This is a genomic window from Streptomyces sp. G45 (assembly GCF_049542095.1).
Taxonomy (GTDB): Bacteria; Actinomycetota; Actinomycetes; order Streptomycetales; family Streptomycetaceae; genus Streptomyces.
This window is the reverse complement of sequence record NZ_JBMUZU010000001.1, coordinates 8,747,265-8,765,432: the sequence shown is the minus strand read 5'-3', so window position 1 is coordinate 8,765,432 and position 18,168 is coordinate 8,747,265. Positions and strand designations below refer to the sequence as shown.

Annotated in this window: 9 protein-coding genes and 2 pseudogenes; 6 read left to right on the top strand and 5 right to left on the bottom strand. The window is 74.4% G+C overall.

From position 1 onward, the window contains the following. Positions 1 to 388 precede the first annotated feature (388 nt). Both ACOBQU_RS37355 and ACOBQU_RS37350 read left to right on the top strand, forming a co-directional pair. On the top strand, positions 389 to 1,150 hold the full coding sequence (locus ACOBQU_RS37355) for a DeoR/GlpR family DNA-binding transcription regulator (protein WP_423633658.1): 762 nt from the start codon (positions 389 to 391) through the stop codon (positions 1,148 to 1,150). Positions 1,151 to 1,938: 788 nt separating this feature from the next. Beyond that, positions 1,939 to 2,847 carry an AfsR/SARP family transcriptional regulator gene (locus ACOBQU_RS37350; RefSeq protein ID WP_423633656.1) on the top strand — a complete coding sequence of 303 codons (909 nt, stop codon included), beginning with the start codon at positions 1,939 to 1,941 and terminating at the stop codon, positions 2,845 to 2,847. Positions 2,848 to 2,976: 129 nt separating this feature from the next. Here the strand turns inward: ACOBQU_RS37350 and ACOBQU_RS37345 are convergent, their stop codons facing one another. Beyond that, positions 2,977 to 4,131 carry a class I SAM-dependent methyltransferase gene (locus ACOBQU_RS37345; protein WP_423633655.1) on the bottom strand — a complete coding sequence of 385 codons (1,155 nt, stop codon included), beginning with the start codon at positions 4,129 to 4,131 and terminating at the stop codon, positions 2,977 to 2,979. A 241-nt stretch (positions 4,132 to 4,372) separates the two neighbouring features. On the opposite strand from ACOBQU_RS37345, the gene ACOBQU_RS37340 reads away from it, so the two are divergent. The 4 genes from ACOBQU_RS37340 to ACOBQU_RS37325 are packed head-to-tail and all read left to right on the top strand — an operon-like array spanning position 4,373 to position 7,128. Beyond that, positions 4,373 to 5,080, top strand: coding sequence for a hypothetical protein (locus ACOBQU_RS37340; RefSeq protein ID WP_423633654.1), 708 nt, complete (start codon positions 4,373 to 4,375; stop codon positions 5,078 to 5,080). Positions 5,081 to 5,106: 26 nt separating this feature from the next. Next, positions 5,107 to 5,343: a phosphopantetheine-binding protein gene (locus tag ACOBQU_RS37335; RefSeq protein WP_423633652.1), complete on the top strand. Its 237-nt coding sequence runs from the start codon at positions 5,107 to 5,109 to the stop codon at positions 5,341 to 5,343. Further along, positions 5,333 to 6,415, top strand: a complete 1,083-nt coding sequence (locus ACOBQU_RS37330) for an acyl-CoA dehydrogenase family protein (protein ID WP_423633650.1) — start codon at positions 5,333 to 5,335, stop codon at positions 6,413 to 6,415. Before ACOBQU_RS37335 ends, ACOBQU_RS37330 begins: the two co-directional genes overlap by 11 nt. After that, on the top strand, positions 6,412 to 7,128 hold the full coding sequence (locus ACOBQU_RS37325) for an acyl-CoA dehydrogenase family protein (protein WP_423633648.1): 717 nt from the start codon (positions 6,412 to 6,414) through the stop codon (positions 7,126 to 7,128). Before ACOBQU_RS37330 ends, ACOBQU_RS37325 begins: the two co-directional genes overlap by 4 nt. Before the next feature lie 108 nt (positions 7,129 to 7,236). On the opposite strand, the gene ACOBQU_RS37320 is transcribed toward ACOBQU_RS37325, so the two are convergent. The 4 genes and pseudogenes from ACOBQU_RS37320 to ACOBQU_RS37305 all read right to left on the bottom strand — a co-directional run. Next, positions 7,237 to 8,763 carry an amino acid adenylation domain-containing protein gene (locus ACOBQU_RS37320; protein WP_423633646.1) on the bottom strand — a complete coding sequence of 509 codons (1,527 nt, stop codon included), beginning with the start codon at positions 8,761 to 8,763 and terminating at the stop codon, positions 7,237 to 7,239. 36 nt (positions 8,764 to 8,799) lie between these two features. Further along, complete coding sequence (locus tag ACOBQU_RS37315; RefSeq protein WP_423633644.1) at positions 8,800 to 9,012, bottom strand: MbtH family protein; 213 nt, start codon at positions 9,010 to 9,012, stop codon at positions 8,800 to 8,802. Between the two features lie 214 nt (positions 9,013 to 9,226). Then, positions 9,227 to 16,537, bottom strand: a pseudogene (locus ACOBQU_RS37310) (amino acid adenylation domain-containing protein); the annotation flags it as partial. Between the two features lie 90 nt (positions 16,538 to 16,627). After that, positions 16,628 to 18,112: pseudogene (locus ACOBQU_RS37305) on the bottom strand (non-ribosomal peptide synthetase); the annotation flags it as partial. Positions 18,113 to 18,168: the final 56 nt, after the last annotated feature.

Genomic DNA, 18,168 nt, shown 5'->3' with positions numbered 1-18,168 from the left:
CGGTGCTCCTCGCTGGACGCGACGGCGGCGCTCTAGGGTGAGCGGCATGATCGCGCCGTGTCCCCTCCTCGTGTCCCGCGTCCCGTTCCGCCTCGCGGGCCTCGAATCCGCGTCCGCGCGGCGCCTCGTGAGGGGGCTCCGCCACGGCCCGGACGGGACGGTGATCCCGGGTGGGGCGCGGCGCGTTCGGGGGCGCTCGGCGAGCGGGCGCTTTCAGACACGTCCCGGCGCGGAACGCGCCGCGGCGCCCGCTCGGCACGACGCCACGGAGCGGGCGGCGATATAAAACTCACACCAGCGAGCCCGTCCGGCACGACAAGCCCGCGCGGGCGGGAAGCGTGACCAGCAAGCCATGACCAGGCCATCTGCGAAGAGCCGGGGAACTCTGATGCGCACAGCGGAACGCCACCACCAACTGCTCGGGCTCGTCCGCCGACAAGGCAAGGTCGACGTCACCACCGTGGCGGCGGAGTTCGGGGTGGCCCCGGAGACCATCCGCCGCGACCTGAGCGAGCTGGAGCGCCGAGGCCTGGTCCGGCGCACCCACGGGGGCGCCTACCCGGTGGAGAGCGCGGGCTTCGAGACCAACCTGGCGCAGCGCGTCACGATGCACGTCGAGGACAAGCGGCGCATCGCCACCGAGGCCGCCAAGATGCTCGACGGCGCCGAGACCGTCTTCATCGACGAGGGGTACACGCCGCAGCTGCTGGCCTCCCGGCTGCCCACCGACCAGCCGCTGACCGTGGTGACCGCCTCGCTGTCCACGGCCGCCGCGGTCGTGGAGTCCCCGAACGTGACGGTGCTGCTCCTGGGCGGGCGGGTGCGGGCGCGCACGGTGGCGACGGTCGGCTCGTGGGCCTGCAACATGCTGGGGAGCCTCGTCATCGACCTCGCCTACATCGGGGCCAACGGCATCTCCCTCAAGTACGGGCTCACCACCCCGGACCCGGTCGTCGCCGATGTGAAGGCCAAGGCGATCGAGGTGTCCCGCAGGCGGATCTTCTTCGGCCACCACGGGAAGTTCGGTGCGGCCAGCTTCTGCCGGTTCGGCGAGGTGGAGCACTTCGAGGCGATCGTCACCGACACCGGCCTGTCCAGTGCGGAGGCGCAGCGCTACACGCTGTTGGGACCCCAGGTCATCCGCGTCTGACCGGTACCGGCCCGCGTGGGCTCCCCGGCCAACCTCGTATCAGACATGACGTCCACGGCAGGGGTGGCCGTGCCCGCTTCCGCGTCGGCCGCGCCCGATCTCGTGGAATCCGGACGCGGCCAGCGCGCAGGTGGCGGCGCTGCCTTGTCCGTATTCCCGGTGCGTCTGTTTGTTTCCCGCCCCTTTCGGTGTGCGGGCGCGCGGTCCGGAATTGTCTCCGTCACATTTTCCGGCCGGGTCGCCTTGCTAGGGTCGACCGGGTTCGGTGAAAAGCCGGGGGGCACCGCACCCTTCTGTCTGTCCGTCGCGGTGTGCCGACCGGCACGGACGAATGGACAGCCCTATGTGCCGCATCACAGGCCGGATGGACATCGCACCGGAATCGGGGGAGGAGCGCGGGGCTCCTCACGTAGGTGACCTGTGGTGCGCGGGCCCGCCCGCCCCCTGCGCACGCTTCGCTTCCGCACCGCCCCGGCCCACGGACGGCTCCGTCCACGCGGCCCCCTGACACCTCACCTTGGGAAGCGCCGCCGCTCCCCCGCTCGGGGCGGTGACGCGTCGACGCCACGCGCGCCGCCGGGCGGCGGTCAGCCGCTCCACCCGGGGCGGCCCGCGCGGGAACGCAGCCTTCTACCAGCACCACGAGGAGACACCTCCATGCCGGACCCGCACTCGCGGAAGCACGAGCAGCACCGCTTCCCGCCACCGACCACCCCGGCCGCGCCACCGCGGCCACGCGCCGCGCGGCGGCCCGCCCGGGCCCGCCGCACAGCGGAAGGCGCGCCTTGGTGACGCGCGACGAAGGCGCCGTCGTCACCCTCCTCGGCGGCCTCGAGGTCAGGACCACGAGCCAGGTCGTGCTGAGCCCCCAGGTGGAGACGGTGCTCGCGTTCCTGGTCGCCCACAACAACACGTACGTGACCGTCGCGGACCTCGTCGACGAGGTGTGGGGCGACGTGGCGCCGAAGACCGCCGTCAACACCATCCAGGTCTACGTCTCCCGCATCCGCCGCGCCCTGCGCTACCCGGCCGGTCTCGCCAGCACCGAGATACGGCACCTGCACGGCAAGTACGTGCTGCGGCTCCAGCCGCACCTCATCGACGCGGAGCGGTTCATCGCGCATGTCGCCGAGGCCCGCCGCGTCCTGAACGACGGCGCGATCGACGACGCGGTCGGCCACTTCGAGGCGGCCCGCCGCCTGTGGCACTCCGAGCCACTCAGCGGCGTCCAGTGCGGCCCGCGCCTGACGGCCTACCGGAACCGCCTGGTGAAGCTGCACGAGGAGGCCACACAGGAGTACGCGTCCACGCTGATCGGCATGGGGCGGCACAGCGAGGCGATCCCCCCGCTGGAGGAACTCGTCACCAGGAACCCGTACCGCGAGACCGCCTACGCCCACCTGATGATCGCCCTGATGATGGTCGGCAGACGGCTCGACGCCCTGCGGACCTTCACCACCGCCCGGCAGGTCCTGCGCGACCGGCTCGGACTCGACCCCAGCCCCGAGTTGGTGGCGCTGCACCAGCGGGTCCTCAACGGCGAGGGGCCCAACCACTACCCGGAGTCGGTCACCAACAGCTACGGCACGAGCCCGCGCGGGCCCCGGCCCGCGGCCGCCGGTGCGGTCCTGCGCGGACCCCGTGCCCGCGAGACGACCGCCGGACACCGCCACGCCACGCCCGAGACCTGTCCCTGACACGAGGGACACGAGGGACACAAGGGACCCGAGGGACACCAGGGCCCCGGCTCGCGAAGCACGCCAGTGCGCCTTGACGACGCGGATCGTCAAGGCGCACTGGCGTGCCGCCGAGCGCTCGCTGGGCGGCTACCGGGGGCGGGCGGCGGCGACCGGGGCAGCCGCCGCGGCGGGCCCGGTCGGCTCCGGGGCGGCGAACAGCGCCGCGTGCAGCGGCGAGCGCCGGAACTCCGGCCCCGCGTACAGCGACTCGGCCGTGACGTCGACGCGCTGGCCGCCGGTGCGGCGGACCTCCCCGGCGAAGCGGTAGTCGGGGTGGACGCCATCGGCGCTGAGGTCGCAGGTGACACGCAGGTCGATGACGTCGCCGACGCCCAGGGCCACCGGCTCGGCCCACAGGAACGGCACATAGACGGGCAGCCAGCTGGTGCGCACGGCGAGGGTGTCCAGGCGCGCGCCGTCGGCGCGGCCCTGGAGGTCGAGCCACAGCAGCAGCCCGTCCACCCGGCCGGGCCGCTTCACGGTCAGGCGCAGCGGCCCGCCCTGGCGGCAGTCGCCGTCGTTGAACCGCAGGTCCTCCACGGCGTCGACCGTGGACCGCAGCGCTTCGTGCCCCACTCCCCCGACGCACATCCGCAGGTCGAAGAAGCCGCCCACCGCGTCGAACACCGACTCCACGTACGGCACCAGGGCCTCCGGCACACCAGGGCCCCGCGGCATCAGGTCGGCCAGGCAGACGGCCGCGGCGAGCGTGCGGACGCGGTGCGGCACCACCCGCGCGCCCGGCCGCAGCAGGCGGCGCCGGGCGTCCTCGATCACACGCGCCATGCCCTCGGATCCGCCGATGCAGCCGACGAGTTCGGCGACGCACAGGTCGGCCCGGTCGGTGAGCGTGACGTCCGTCGACAGGCCCGCGACGACGCGGACGCGGCCCGGCGCCCGCTCAAGGGCCAGCTCCTCGGCCTCCCGGACGCTGTCGGGCAGGCTCTCCACGGCGACCACCCGGTCCGCGCCCGCGTCGGCCGCGCACAGCGACCACAGCAGGTCGGGGCCGCAGCCGATCTCCAGGACGGCGGCGCCGGGCGCCTGCCGCGTGACGGCGTCGCGGAACAGCTCGTTGCGGTGCCGGTCGGCGAGCATCGCGTGGTACAGGAAGGCGTCGTAGACCGGGTACTCGCCGACCGACGGCCACAGGTGGACCCGTTCCGGCCGCGGCACCAGGCCCGCGGTCCTGACCCGCACGCTGCTCCCACCGGTCTGAAGGGTTTCCCACATGCCGTCCATCCGGTGCCCTTTCCTCGGCCCGTTTTCCGCCCGGCGGGCGGCGGAAGTCCTCGCCATAATGGCAGCCGGGAATTGCCGGACAAGGGTTCCGAGCGAATTCTGAGCAAGGGCTGAGTGGGCGCTGAACGACGCCTGAACGCCGCCTGATCAAAGCGGCCGAGCCCCTATCCGGCGCGGGCCCGGCCCCTTGATGATGAGGCGCGGAATTCCCTCACCGCCCCCGTGGAAAGGCAATGGGCCCATGCCGAACGAGGTCCTCGCGCTCGATCTTCCCGGCACCGGCGGCACCACGGACTTCGGGTTCCTGGCCGGACCGGCCGCGTCGCCCGGCGCCGCACGGCTGTCCCGGGTCGACCCGCTGGTCGGGCACGTCGCCGGGGCCCTCACCGTCGAGCGGCAGGCGCGGGCGCTGCTCGCCGAGCGGCCCCGGGCGCCCGCCGTGGTGGTCGCGTACTGCGCGGGCGCCACGCTCGCCGCCCACCTCGCCGAGCGCGCGGGAGCCCGTGCCGTGCTCGTCGACCCGTATCCGATCACCACGGGAGTCATCCACTACGAACTGACCAAGCTCTGCCGCACCTTGGGGTGCGAGGCGCCCGCGTACGACGAGTTCGCCGCGGGCGACATCCGGCAGTGGGAGACGGTCCTCAACAAGACCCGCGACGGCCTGGTGCGCCAGTACGGGGGCGACGAGACGGCGTACGAGATGGTGGACGGCCTCCTTGACCGCTACCGGGCCTGGCTGCGCTTCCTCGACGCGAGCGCGTCGGCCCCGACGGCCGCCCCGGCCGGGGCCCTGGTGATCGCCGTGGGACCGCCGCCGGACCTGGGCGCCCTGCTCACCGAGCCCGCCGACGCGGCGGTGCGCCCCGTCGACGCCGCGGCCGACCCGCTCGGCTCGCCCCAGGTCCGGGCCCTGCTGTCGGACGCGATCGACGCCGCTGCCACGTGACGGAAGGACAGATGATGGACGATCAGGTGCTGGTACTCACTCTCGCGCGGGAACTGCTCGAACGACCCGACGTGACACTGGACGACGACTTCTTCACGGTGGGCGGCGACAGCATCTCCGCCATGCACCTGGTCGGCCGGATCTCCCGGCAGACGGGGCTCAGGCTGCGCGTGTCCTGGGTGTACGCCACACCGGTGCTGCGCGACCTCGCGGCGGCGGTGGAGCAGGCGCGGGCGAACGGCCGGGTCGGCCATGCGTCCTGAGCTGGACGCGGAGCAGGCCCGGCTCGCCGACGAGGTGGACCGGGTCCTCGACTCCGCGCCCCCGGGCACGGCCCCCCTCGACCTGTTCGCGCTGCTCGGCGCCGAGCGGCTGCTCGCCGTGCACTACCCGGTGGAGTTCGGCGGGCGCGGCCTGAGCCTCGCGCACCACGTGGCCGCCGCCGAGCGGATGGGCGCGCGGGGCCTGCCGGACGTCGTCCACATCGTGACGGTGCAGGCGCTCGGCGGGGCCCTGCTCGCCTTCGGCAGCGCCGAGCAGCAGGCCCGCTGGCTGCCGCCCATCGCGGCCGGGCGGCTGTTCGGCAGCCTCCTGCTGTCCGAGCCGGAGGCCGGGAGCGACGCCGCCGCCATCCGCGCCACGGCCAACCCGGACGGCGAGGGCTGGCGGATCACCGGCGTCAAGACGTGGAGCGTGGCCACCGACCGGTCCGGTGTCGCCCTGTGCTCGGCGCGGACCCGGGCCGGGCTGAACCGGTACGACGGGATCAGCCTGTTCCTGCTGGACCTGGCCGACCCGGCGATCCGCATGACGCCGCTGCCCCGGGCGCTCGGCGACCCGTACTTCGAGGTGACGGTGGACGGCGCGTACGTCGGCCCCGAGTCCCTGGTGGGGCCGCTGCACCGGGGCTGGTCGCTGCTGCCGTCCACGATCAGCTTCGAGCGGGCCGGGTTCGAGTGCCTGTCGCGGGCGGCGTCCTGGCTGGCGGCGGCCGAGGAGGAGTTCCGGCGTCTGCCGTCCGAGGAGCGGGCGGCCGGGGCGGGCGACCTGGTCCGGCTGCGGGCGCGGCTGGCGGGGGCGCGCGCGCTCGCGTTCCACACCATGCACACCGCCGACGACCTGGACGTCGACGAGGTCCTGATCGCGTTCTCCAAGCTGGCCTGCGCGCGGGCCGGGCAGGCGGTGGCGCGCTGGGCGGGCGAGGAGCTGCCGCCGACGCCCGCGCTCCGGGCGGCCGTGGCCGAGGCCCCCGAGCTGACGGTCTCCGGCGGCCCGCAGGAGCAGCAACTCGACCTCATCGCCCATGACTTCCCGATCGGAGGGGCCGTACGGTGAATCTGGACCTGGACCTGGACCAGCGGCGCCTCGTGGACGCCGTGCGCGACGGGCGCACGGAGACGGCCGGGTGCGGCTGGGCGGTGCTGCGCGCGGCCGGTGTCGTCGACGCCCTGGACCGCGGCGGGCTCGTCGGGTGGTGCCTCGCGCTGGAGGAGCTGGGCGCGGGCTGCCACGACATCGCGGCCGTGCGGGCGGCGTACGCCTACCGCGAGGCGCACCCCGGCACGCCGCCCGAGGACACCGTGACGGCCCCCGCGCCGCCGGTCGCCACCGCCGACCACGACGTGCTGCTGTGCGCGGCGTACGCGGTCGGAGTCGGCCGCCAGTGTCTGGAGGTGGCGCAGGGCCGGGCCGCCGACCGGGTCATCGCGGGCCGACGGCAGATCGAGTTCCAGGGTTCCGCGCACCGCCTCGCCGAGGCCGCCCTCGACCTGGTCCTGGCCCGGATCGCGGTCTGGCACGCCGCCTGGTACGAGGACCGGGGCCGCCCCGAGCACCATGCCGCGGCCGCCGCGGCGGCCGCGAGCGTGGCGGCGGCGCTGGACTGCGCGCACACGCTGGTGCAGGCCTTCGGCGCGGCGGGCACGAGCGACCCGGACGTGGTCCGGCTCTATCGCGCCGCCTACGCGCTGCCGCGGCTGTGCGGCTCCCCGCGGAGCCTGTGGCGGACGGCCGGGGAGCGGTGGCTGGCCGCCGCGGCGGTGTCGTGAGGGACGCGGGGGCGTACGGCCCCGGGCGGTGACGACCGGACCGGCCCGCGCGGGCCGGTCCGGTCCTTCTCCGTACTACGCGGAGCGCGGTACGGAGGTCGGCCGGGGTCAGGCCGGGAGTTCCTCGCCCACGGTGAGGGCGGAGTCGCGCAGCAGGGCCCGGTCGACCTTGCCGTTGCCGGTGCGCGGCAGTTCGGGCACCCGGCGCCAGCGGCTCGGCACCATGTAGGCGGGCAGCCGGTCGGCCAGGAAGACGGACAGGGCCCGGCCTCCGGCCGACCGGCCCGGGGCGAACGCGACCACCGCGACCAGGCGCAGGCCGGTCGGGGAAGGGTGCGGTACGACGGCCGCGTCCGCCAGGTCGGGGTGTTGCAGCAGGTGCGCCTCCAGTTCGCCGAGTTCGACGCGGAAGCCGCGCACCTTGACCAGGTTGTCGTCGCGCCCCTGGAAGACCAGCTCGCCGTCGGGTGTGAGGTGCCCCAAGTCGCCGGTGCGGTACATGCGCTGGCCGGGGAAGCGCGGGTCGGGGTCGGCGACGAAGCGCTCCGCGGTCTGCGCGGGCCGCCCCAGGTAGTGCCAGGCGAGCCCGGCACCGGCGAGGTAGATCTCGCCGAGGGCGCCGGGTTCGGCGGGGGCCAGGTCGGCGCCGCGGACGGTCGCCCGCACACCGCTGATGGGCCGTCCGATGGGCACGAGCGGGCCGGTGTCGGCGGCGCCGCAGCGGTGCGCGGTGGCCCACACGGTGCTCTCGGTGGGCCCGTACTCGTTGAACAGCGCGGTCTCGGGCAGGGTCGCCAGGTGGTCGCGGACCACGGCGTGGTGCAGGCTCTCGCCACCGGTGATGACGCACCGCAGGCCGGTCAGCGCCTCGGGGTGGAAGCGCAGCAGCGCCGCGTACTGCGAGGGCAGCCCGTCCAGGTGGCTGGCCCGCTGGTCGTGGACCAGGTCGGCGAGGAGCTGGAGGTCGAGCACCTCGTCCGGGGTGGGCAGCACCAGGCGGCCACCGGCGGCGAGCGTGAAGAACAGGCCCGCGACGGCGGCGTCGATGGTGAGCGGCGCGAGCATGACGTAGCGGACGTCGTCGTACGGGTAGACCGCGAACCGGGCCCGGGTCGAGGCGACGACCGCCCGGTGCGGCACCACCACGCCCTTGGGCCGCCCGGTCGAGCCGGACGTGAAGATCGCGTACGCGGGCCGGTCGGGGTCGGAGTCCGGCAGGTGCCCGTCGGCGGGTCCGGTGCCGTCGGCGGGGATCCAGCGGGCGCGGATCGCCCCGGCGACGGAGGCGCCCGATCCGGTGACGACGCCGATGCGCGCGTCGGCGGCGACGGCCCGGATCCGCTCGGCGGGGAGTTCCGCGGCGAGCGGCACGTACGCGGCGCCGGACATGAGGACGCCGAGGAGCCCGGTCACGGCGTCGAGGGAGCGGTCCACGGCGACGCCGACGAAGTCCCCGGGCCGCACCCCGGCGTCGCGCAAGCGCCGGGCGAGCCGTTCGGCGCGGTCGACCAGGTCGCCGTACCCGAGCGACGCGGAGCCGACCGTGACCGCCACGGCGCCGGGCGTGGACCGGGCCCGCGCGGTCACCAGGTCGTGCAGGCCGCCGGTGCGGGCCGACAGTTCGATGGATGCCACTGCTCTCCCTCTCCTTCCCCGTTTCCGCGCGGGCCGTCAGCGCCCGGCGGACTCCCGGACGAGGCTCGCCGGGCGCATGTCGGTCCAGTTGTTCTCGATGTGGTCGAGGCAGTTCTGCCGGGTGTCGGGGCCGTGGACGACGGTCCAGCCGCCGGGCACGTCGAGGGCGGTGGGCCACAGCGCGTGCTGGTTCTCCGCGTTCACCACGGCGACGAACTCGCCGTCCGGGTCGTCGAATACGTTGATCACGGGTCGGGTCCTTTCGGAAGCGCGGTTCCGGGCCTTCCGGAACGCGGGGGGCGGCGGTGTCCGCAGGCCCATCATGGGCCGCGGGCGGGTCCGCGGACATGCCCGGCGTGCTTTCGCTCAGCGGCCGGTCAGCGGCTGCTCAGCGACGCGACCGGGGGCGTCCGGGGCCCGGGGGGTCCGGGGGTCGGGGGGTCGTCCGGGTGCTCTCGGGGTGTCATCGGGGCGTCGGCGCCGGGCCGTCGTCGGGGCGCTGCCGCAGGAGCGCGGCGAGGGCGTCGACGTGGGGCGGGTCGAGGGCCGTCATGTGGTTGCCGGGGGCGGTGGACACCCGCAGGTCGGCGATCCAGGCGGACCAGCCGCGCCGCCGCTCGGCGAACTCCCGGTCGTTCTCCGCCCGGCTCAGCCGGGGGTCGTCGGCGAACACCATGCGTACGGGGCCCGGGTAGGCCCGCTGGGGCGTGTACATGGTCCGCACGGCGGCCGCGAACGTGGTCAGGGGGCCGTGCAAGTAGGCGGGCGATGTGCGCGCGGAGGCGAGGCCGCAGGCGACGAGTCGGCCGTGGACGGCGGCGAGTTGCGCGGTCGGCGGCTGGTCCGCGAGCCGTTCGGCGTCCAGTTCCAGCGGCCGTCCGGCCATCAGCTCGAAGATCTCCAGCCAGCGGGACAGGACCTGGCGGTGGCTGCGGTGGCGGCGCGGCGCGTCCGCCGCGTCGGGCACGTCGCTGTCGACGACGGTCAGGGCGACGTCCCGGCCCTGGTCGCGCAGCGCGGCGGCCATCTCGTACGCCACCCAGCCGCCGAACGAGTGGCCGACCAGGTGCAGCGGCCCCCTGACTCCGGCGCGGGCGAGCCCGTCGAGGTAGGCGCGGGCCGCCGCGGGCACGCCGCTGTGCGGCAGGCCCGTGCCGTCCAGGCCGCGCGGCTGGAGGCCGTACACGGTCCAGTCCCGGCCGAGCGCGGCCGCCAGGTCTCCGAAGGCGACGGCGCCCGCGCCCGCCCCGGGCACGCACACCACCGTCGGGTGCGCGCCGGACCGGCCGCGCTGGAGGGGCACCACCGGCTGGTGGGGGGCGGTGCGCGGAGGCGTGCGCGGCGGTGTTCCCGCGGCGCGCGGCTGTGCTCGCGTGGTGTGCGGCGGCGTTTCCGTGGCGCGCAGCGCGGCGGCGAAGTCCGCGCCGAAGCGGTCCAGGTGGGGTGCCGTCAGCATCGTCTGGTGGTCGCCGGGGACGGTGGTCACGGTGACCGCGTCCCGGGTCAGGACCCGCCCCCAGCCGAGCAGTTCGTCGGGTGTGGCCCCGGTGGGTTCCGCGGCCCGGAACAGGTGCACGGGGGCGGGGCTCGGCCGCACCACGTACTGCGTCTCGGCGCGCAGCATGGCCCGCATGGCGGACACCGCGGCCCGGAACTCCGCAGCGGTGACGCCCAGCGGCGCGACCTCCTGGGCGGCTTCGACCAGCGTGGTGAAGTCGTGCGGCCCGGACGCGACGAGTTCGCGCACCTTCGCCTCCCGGTCCGCGTCGCCCCGCGCCATCCGCTCGAACATGCGCTGGGCGAAGTCGGTGTCGCTGTCCAGGACGTCGGCGAAGGCACCGGCGTCGCCGGGGAAGTGCGTGTCGATCAGGCCGACGAACGTCACCGCCTGGTCCTGGCCGAGGAGTTGGGCCGCGATCTCGTACGCGAGCGTTCCGCCGCTGGAGTATCCGGCCACCCGGTACGGGCCGTCGGCCTGGACCTCCTGGATCAGCTGGACCATCCGGGCGGCGGCGCCCTCGACGGTCCGCAGGCCGTCGGGCCCGGCGGGGTCGACGGGAAGGCCGTAGACCGGCTGGTCGTCGTCGAGGTACGGCAGCAGGGCCCGCCCGTACAGCAGGTATCCGTCGCCGTCGTGGACGAGGAACAGCGGGGGGCGGTCGGGGTTTCCGGCGCGCAGCAGCAGGGCGCGGTCCTCCGGTACGTCGGCGGGAGGCGCGACGGCCTCAAGGGTGCCCGGCTCGGGGGAGCCCAGCCCGGGTGTGGCCACCTCGGGGGTTCCCGACTCGGGGCTGCCCGTTTCGGCCGCGTCCGCCGGGGCCGTGTCCGTTGAGGCACCGGCGGCCGTCTGTGCCGTCGCCGCGCGCCCCGCCAGGGCCGTCGCCAGGTCGGCGAGCCTGGGGTGCGCGAACAGGTCGGCGATCGTCACGTCGAGCCCCGCCCGCTTGCACTCAAGCCCGACCTGGACGGCCAGCAGGGACTGGCCGCCGCGGTCGAAGAAGCTGTCGTGCCGCCCGACGCGGTCCACGCCGAGCACCCGCTCCCAGATCTCCGCGATCCGCTCCTCGACCGCGCCGCGCGGAGCCTCGTACTCCGTGTACGCGCCCTCGGCGTGGGCCTGGCCGCCCGTCTCTCCCTGGGTCACCAGGTCGAGGGTGCCGTCGGCGCGCCAGCGGCCGTGCTCGCCGGTGCGCCGCGGCCCGGCGCCCGTCTCGTCGGTGGTCAGTTCGCCGACCACGCCGATCGGCACCGGGCGGCCCTGCGGGTCGAGGAGGCGCACCCGGCGGTCGGCCGCCTCGGGGAAGGTGGTCAGGAGGAGGGCGCGCTCGTCGGCGGGCAGCACGTCGAGGTCCCGCACGGGGGTGTCGGGCGCCTCCGCCAGGGCCTCGGCCAGGGTGGTGAGGGCGGTGTCGAACAGCGCGCACACCCGCCGCGGGTCGACGGGTTCGGCCACCTTCACGGTCAGCACGAAGCCTGCCCCGAGGTCGTCGACCGTGACGTCGACGGGGTAGGTGGTGCGCTCGTCGGCCTGGAGCATCCGCACGCCCGACCACGGGGCCGCCTCGGAGGCCGCCTCGGGGTCCGCCGCTTCCGTTCCGGCGTCGGTGTCGGTCACCGGGCTGTACCGGTAGACGAGCAGGCTGGTGAACAGCGGTGCCGGTGCGGCGACGCCGCTGCACCGCTGGGCCAGCATCAGCGGGGCGTGTTCGTGCGCGAGCAGGTCGGCGAGCAGCCGGTGGGTGCGCCGCACGCCGTCCGCCACGGTCTCCGCGCCGATGCCGAGCCGTACCGGCAGGGTGTTGATGAACAGGCCGATGCCCCGGTCGGCTCCGGCGCCGCCGCTCATCCGCCCGAACAGGCCGGTGCCGAACACCACGTCCGTGCGGCCGGTCAGCCGCGACAGCGCGAGCCCCCAGGCGAGGTGGCACAGGCTCGCCGGGGACACGCCCCGCCGGTGTGCCTGTTCCCGCAGCGTCCGCGCGACCGCCGCGTCCACCTCGACGGACACGGCACCCATCCGGGTCCCGTCGCCGCGCACGTCGAGGAGGCCGTACGGGGCGGTCGGCTCGTCGACGTCGCCGAGCAGGCCGGTGAAGAACTCCTCGTGCTCGTGCCGGGCGGCGCCCAGGACGGCCTGCGCGACGACGTTCCGGTAGGGCACGGGCTCGGGCAGCCGGTCGGCGCGGCCCGCGAGGATCGCCCCGATCTCCTCCTGCACGACGTCCATGGTGGTGTGGTCGCCGACGAGGTGGTGCATGAGCACCAGCAGCAGCCACCGCCCGTTGGGCTTGTCGTACGCCCTGACCACGCGCAGCAGGGGCGCGGTGCTCAGGTCGAGCCGGTAGTGCCGGGGCTCGTAGCGGGTCTGGAGCGCGGCGGCGGCGTCGCCGCCCGCGTCGAGTGACACTTCCTCGACGGGCAGCGCGGCCCGCCGCCACACCACCTGGACGGGCCGGGGAAGTCCCTCCCAGACGACCGCCGTACGCAGGATGTCGTGCCGGTCGAGTACGGCCTGCACGGCGGCCGTGAACTGCTCCACGGCGGCCCGGGTGTCCATGGTGAGCAGGAAGGACAGCAGATACGGGTCGCCCTCGTCGTGCATCGCGTGGTGGAAGAGGAAGCCTTCCTGGAGCGGGGCGAGCGGGTAGACGTCCTGGATGTTCGCGGGCCCGCCCGGCACCGTGGCGGCGACCTTGGCGATCTGCTCCTCGGTCAGCTCCACCAGCGGGAGCATGTCCGGGGTGATGGCCTCGGCGTCCGCCGGGATCGCGTTCGGCGGGATCGGTACCTCGGTGCCGTCTCCGTCCTCGACGGCGGCGGCGAGTCCGGCGACCGTCGGTGCCGTGAACACCGCGCGGACGTCGCAGGCCAGCCCGGCCTGCCGCATGCGCTCCACCAGGGAGACGGCGAGGAGGGAGTGCCCGCCGAGTTCGAAGAAGTCGTCGTCGCGGCCGACGCGTTCGACGCCCAGGAGGTCCGCCCAGATCTCCGCCAGTGCCTCTTCGACGGGCCCGGTCGGTGCCTGGTGGCCACGGGTCGCCATCGCGTCGTCGTCCGGAGCGGGCAGCTTGTCCCGGTCGACCTTGCCGTTCGCGGTCAGCGGCAGCGCGTCCAGCGCGACGAAGGCCGACGGCACCATGTAGGACGGCAGGCTGTCGCTGAGCGCGTGGCGCAGGGCTCCGACGGCCGCGCCATCGCGCCCGTCGGTGGCGTCGGGGACGTAGTAGGCGTGCAGACGGTCGCCTCGGGCGAGGAGCACGGCTTCCCGTACGGAGTCCTGGTCGAGCAACCGGGCTTCGATTTCCCCGAGTTCGATGCGATAGCCCCGAATCTTGACCTGATGGTCGTTACGGCCGACAAACTCGATCGTGCCGTCCGGCAGCCAACGCCCCAGGTCACCCGTCCGATAGAGCCGCGAACCGTCCCCGGTGAACCAGTCCGGCACGAACCGCTCACCCGTCAGCCCAGGACGACCCAAATAGCCACGGGCCACACCCAATCCGCCGATGAACAGCTCCCCCACCGCACCCACCGGCACCGGACGACCCTGACCATCCACCAGATAGATCCGCGTATTGCCGATCGGGCGACCGATCGGCAGGGTCTCCTGACCGTCGGCGACTTCAGTCACCTCGAAGGTGCTGGCGAAGGTCGTCGTCTCCGTCGGCCCATAGCAGTGCACCAGATGCTCAGGGGCACTGCCGCTGCCGAGTACGCGGGCGAAGGCGGCCGGATCACAACGCTCACCACCGGTCAGCAGATACCGCAGCCCGCCGAAGCCCCCGGGGACGAGTGTGGCGGCCTGGTTGAACAGCGCGGTCGTGGTGAACCACGCCGACACCTCCTGCTCCACCAGCGAAGCCGACAACCGCCGGGGGTCCAGCACCACGTCCTGGTCCATCACCACCACTGCGCCGCCGTTGACCAGCGGCCCCCAGATCTCCCACGTCGCCGCGTCGAAGGACGGATTCGCCGCGAACGCCGCCCGGTCCCCCGCACCGAACACCACGAACGGGTTGCCCACCACCAGCCGCACGATGTTGCGGTGCTCCACCGCGACACCCTTCGGCACCCCCGTCGACCCCGACGTATAGATCACATACGCCACATCCCCAGCCGACGCGACACCCGGCACATCCGTATCCGGCTCGTCGGTGAAGTCAGCGGCCAGGTCCAGGACCGGTATGCCGTCCGTGTCGAGGCTGGTGCCGTCGGTCAGGACCACCGCGGGCCGGGAGTCCCCGAGCATGAACGCCAGCCGCTCGGCCGGGTAGGACGGGTCGATCGGCACATACGCGCCCCCCGCCTTCAGCACCCCCAGCATCGCCGCCAGCAGAGGAACCCCGCGCCGGGCGCAGATCCCCACCCGTACGTCGGGCCCGACGTTCGCCGACCGCAGCCGGTGGGCGATCTGATTGGCTCGCGCGTTCAGCTCCGCGTACGACAGCCGAACGTCGCCGTGTGTGACGGCGAGGGCGTCCGGCTCGGCCCGCACCTGGGCCTCGAACAGCTCGTGTACCCGCGCGGACGCGTCGACGGGCACATCGGTGGCGTTGAACTCGCCCACCACTAGCTCCCGTTCGCGCTCCGGCAGCACGTCCAGGCCCGCCACCGGCGCCGACGCGTCGGATGCCAGGGCCCGCGTCAGCTCCCGCAGCGCCACCGCCAGCAGAGCGCAGAGCCGGTCGCCGTCCAAGCGGTCGTCCACCTGGGCGGTGACCACGAACCCCGCCCCGTCGACGTCGTCCACGGACATGGCGACCGGGTAGTTGGTGCGCTCCTGGCTGTGCAGCACCTCGATGCCGGACAGGTCCGTCTCGGCGGTGGCCGGGTCCGTCGGGGAGCCGTGCCGGTAGTTGAGGAGGCTGGTGAACAGCGGCTGCCCGGCGGGGACTTGGCTGCACCCCTGCGCGAGCACGAGGGGCGCGTGCTCGTGCCGCAGCAGCTGGGCCAGCAGGCGCTGCGTGTCGCGGACCCCGTCCAGAGCGCTCCGGGCGCCGACGTCGACCCGTACCGGCAGGGTGTTGATGAACAGGCCCACCGCCCGTTCCGCGCCGGTCCCGGCCCGGGTGCGGCCCAGGAGGACCGTGCCGAACACCACGTCCGTGCGGCCGGTCAGCCGGGACAGCGCCATGCCCCACGCCAGGTGGCACAGGCTGGCCGGTGACACACCTGCCCGGCGCGCCTGCTCCCTGACCTGCCGGGACAGGGTCGCGTCCAGGTCGAGGCGGGCCTCGGCGATGCCGGTGCCGTCGCCTCGTACGTCGAGGATGCCGTACGGCGCGGTCGGCTCGTCCACGTCGCCGAGGAGGTCCGTGAAGAACGCGTCGTGCGCGTCCTTGGCCGTGCCGAGCACGGCCTGGGCCACGGCGTCGCGGTACGGGACCGGGTCGGGCAGCGCGTCGGCGCGGTCGGCCAGGACGGCGCCGATCTCCTTCTGGAGGACGTTCCAGGTCGCGTTGTCACCGGCCAGGTGGTGCATCAGGACCAGGAGCAGCCAGCGGTCGTTCGGCTCGTCGTACGTGATGACCGCTCGCAGCAGCGGCGCCCGGTTGAGGTCGAGGCGGAACCGGCGGGGGTCGTAGCGGTCCTGGAGCCATGCCACCGCGTCCGGGGGGCCGCCGTGCGTCGCGGGCGCGGCCTCCTTCGCGTGCGCCTGGCCGGTCGTGGCCGTCGTGGCCGTCGTGACCGTCACCTCGTCCACCGGCAGCTGGGCCCGCCGGTGGACCACCTGGACGGGCTGGGGCAGACCCTCCCACACGATCGACGTCCGCAGGATGTCGTGCCGGTCCACGACGGTTTGCAGCGCGGTCGTCAGGGCGACGAGGGCTTCCCTGCTGCGGGCCGCGTACAGGCTCTGGCCGAGGTAGGGGTCTCCGTCGCCGCCCATGAGGTGGTGGAAGAAGATGCCTTCCTGGAGCGGGGCGAGGGGGTAGACGTCCTGGACGTTCGCGGCGCCGCCGGGCACCGAGGCGACCACGTCCGCGATCTGCTCCTCGGTCAGCTCCACCAGCGGCAGCATGTCCGGCGTGATCGCCTCGGCGCCCGCGGGGATCGCGTTCGGCGGGACCGGCACCTCGCCCTCGCCCCCGTCCGCCACCGCGGCGGCGAGCCCGGCGACCGTGGGCGCGGCGAAGACGGCCCGCACGTCGCAGGGGAGCCCGGCCTGCCGCATCCGTCCGACCAGGGTGACCGCGAGGAGGGAGTGGCCGCCGAGTGCGAAGAAGTCGTCGTCGCGGCCGACGCGCTCCACGCCAAGCAGCTCCGACCAGAGGGCGGCGAGCACTTCCTCCACCACGCCCGCCGGTGCCCGATAGCCGCGCGTCACCACCGCGCCGACGCCGGGTGCGGGCAACCTGCCCCGGTCGACCTTGCCGTTCGGGGTCAGCGGCAGCGCGTCCAACGCGACGAAGGCCGACGGCACCATGTACGAGGGCAGGCTCGCCGCCAGCGCGGCACGCAGCGCGTCGACCTCGACGCGCACGTCATCGGCAGGGACGTAGTAGGCGTCGATCCGGTCCCCGCGGGCGACCACCACGGCTTCCCGCACGGCTTCCTGGTCGAGGAGCCGCGCCTCGATCTCCCCCAGCTCGATCCGATAGCCACGGACCTTCACCTGGTGGTCATTGCGGCCGACGTACTCCAATGTGCCGTCCGGCAGCCAACGCCCCAGGTCACCGGTGCGGTAGAGCCGCGAGCCGTCACCGGTGAACCAGTCGGGCACGAACCGCCCCGCCGTCAGACCGGGCCGCCCGAGGTAGCCACGGGCCACACCCAGACCGCCGATGAACAGCTCCCCCACCACACCCACCGGCACCGGGCGCCCGGAACCGTCCACTACGTGGATCCGGGTGTTGTCGATGGGCCGCCCGATCGGGACGACCGCCGGGTCGGCGTCGCGGCACGCGTGGTGCGTCACGTCGACGGTGGCCTCGGTCGGCCCGTACAGGTTGATCAGGCTCGGCCGCTCGGGGCCGTGGAAGGTCCGGTGGAACCGCCGTACGAGATGCGGCGGAAGGGCCTCGCCGCTCGCGAACACCTGGCGCAGCGTGGCGAGTTGGGGCCTGCGAGCGGCCTCACCCGCGCCGTCGGCTGCCGTCTTGGCCGCGTCAGCTGTCTTGAATGTGTCAGTCGGCTTGGCCGCGTCAGCCAGCTCGACGGCGTCGACCGCGTCGACCGCGTCGAGGAACGCGCCGAGCATGGCCGGGACGAAGTGCACCGTGGTCACTCCGGCGCGCTCCACGGCGGCGATGACGGCGTCCGGGTCCTTCTCGCCGCCCGGCTCCAGCAGGCACAGCGAGGCCCCTTCCGTCGCCCACCAGAAGAACTCCCAGACGGAGACGTCGAACGACATGGGGGTCTTCTGGAGGATCACGTCGTCCGCGCCGATCGGGTAGGCGCGCTGCATCCAGCGGACGCGGTTCACGACCGAGCGGTGCTCGACGACCACGCCCTTGGGCGTGCCGGTGGAGCCGGAGGTGTAGATGACGTACGCGGCGTCCGTCGCGGAGGCGGCGTTCGGCAGGTCGGTCTCGGGGCCGTCGGTGAAGTCGCCGGTCAGGTCCAGGACCGGGAGGGGTGCCGGGACGGCGTCCGCGTCCAGCGCGGTGCCGTCGGTCAGGACCACCGCGGGCCGGGAGTCGGCCAGCATGAACGCCAGGCGCTCGGCCGGGTACGACGGGTCCAGGGGCACATACGCGCCACCGGACTTGAGCACCCCCAGGATCGCGGCGACCAGTGGCACTCCGCGGTGCGCGTACAGCCCCACGCGCGCATCGGGGCCGACCCCTTCGGCGCGCAGCCGGTGCGCGATCCGGTTCGCGGCGCGGTTCAGCTCCGCGTACGACATCTGGCCCGCGCCGTGGACCAGCGCCACCGCGTCGGGGGTCGTCCGCGCTCGCGCCT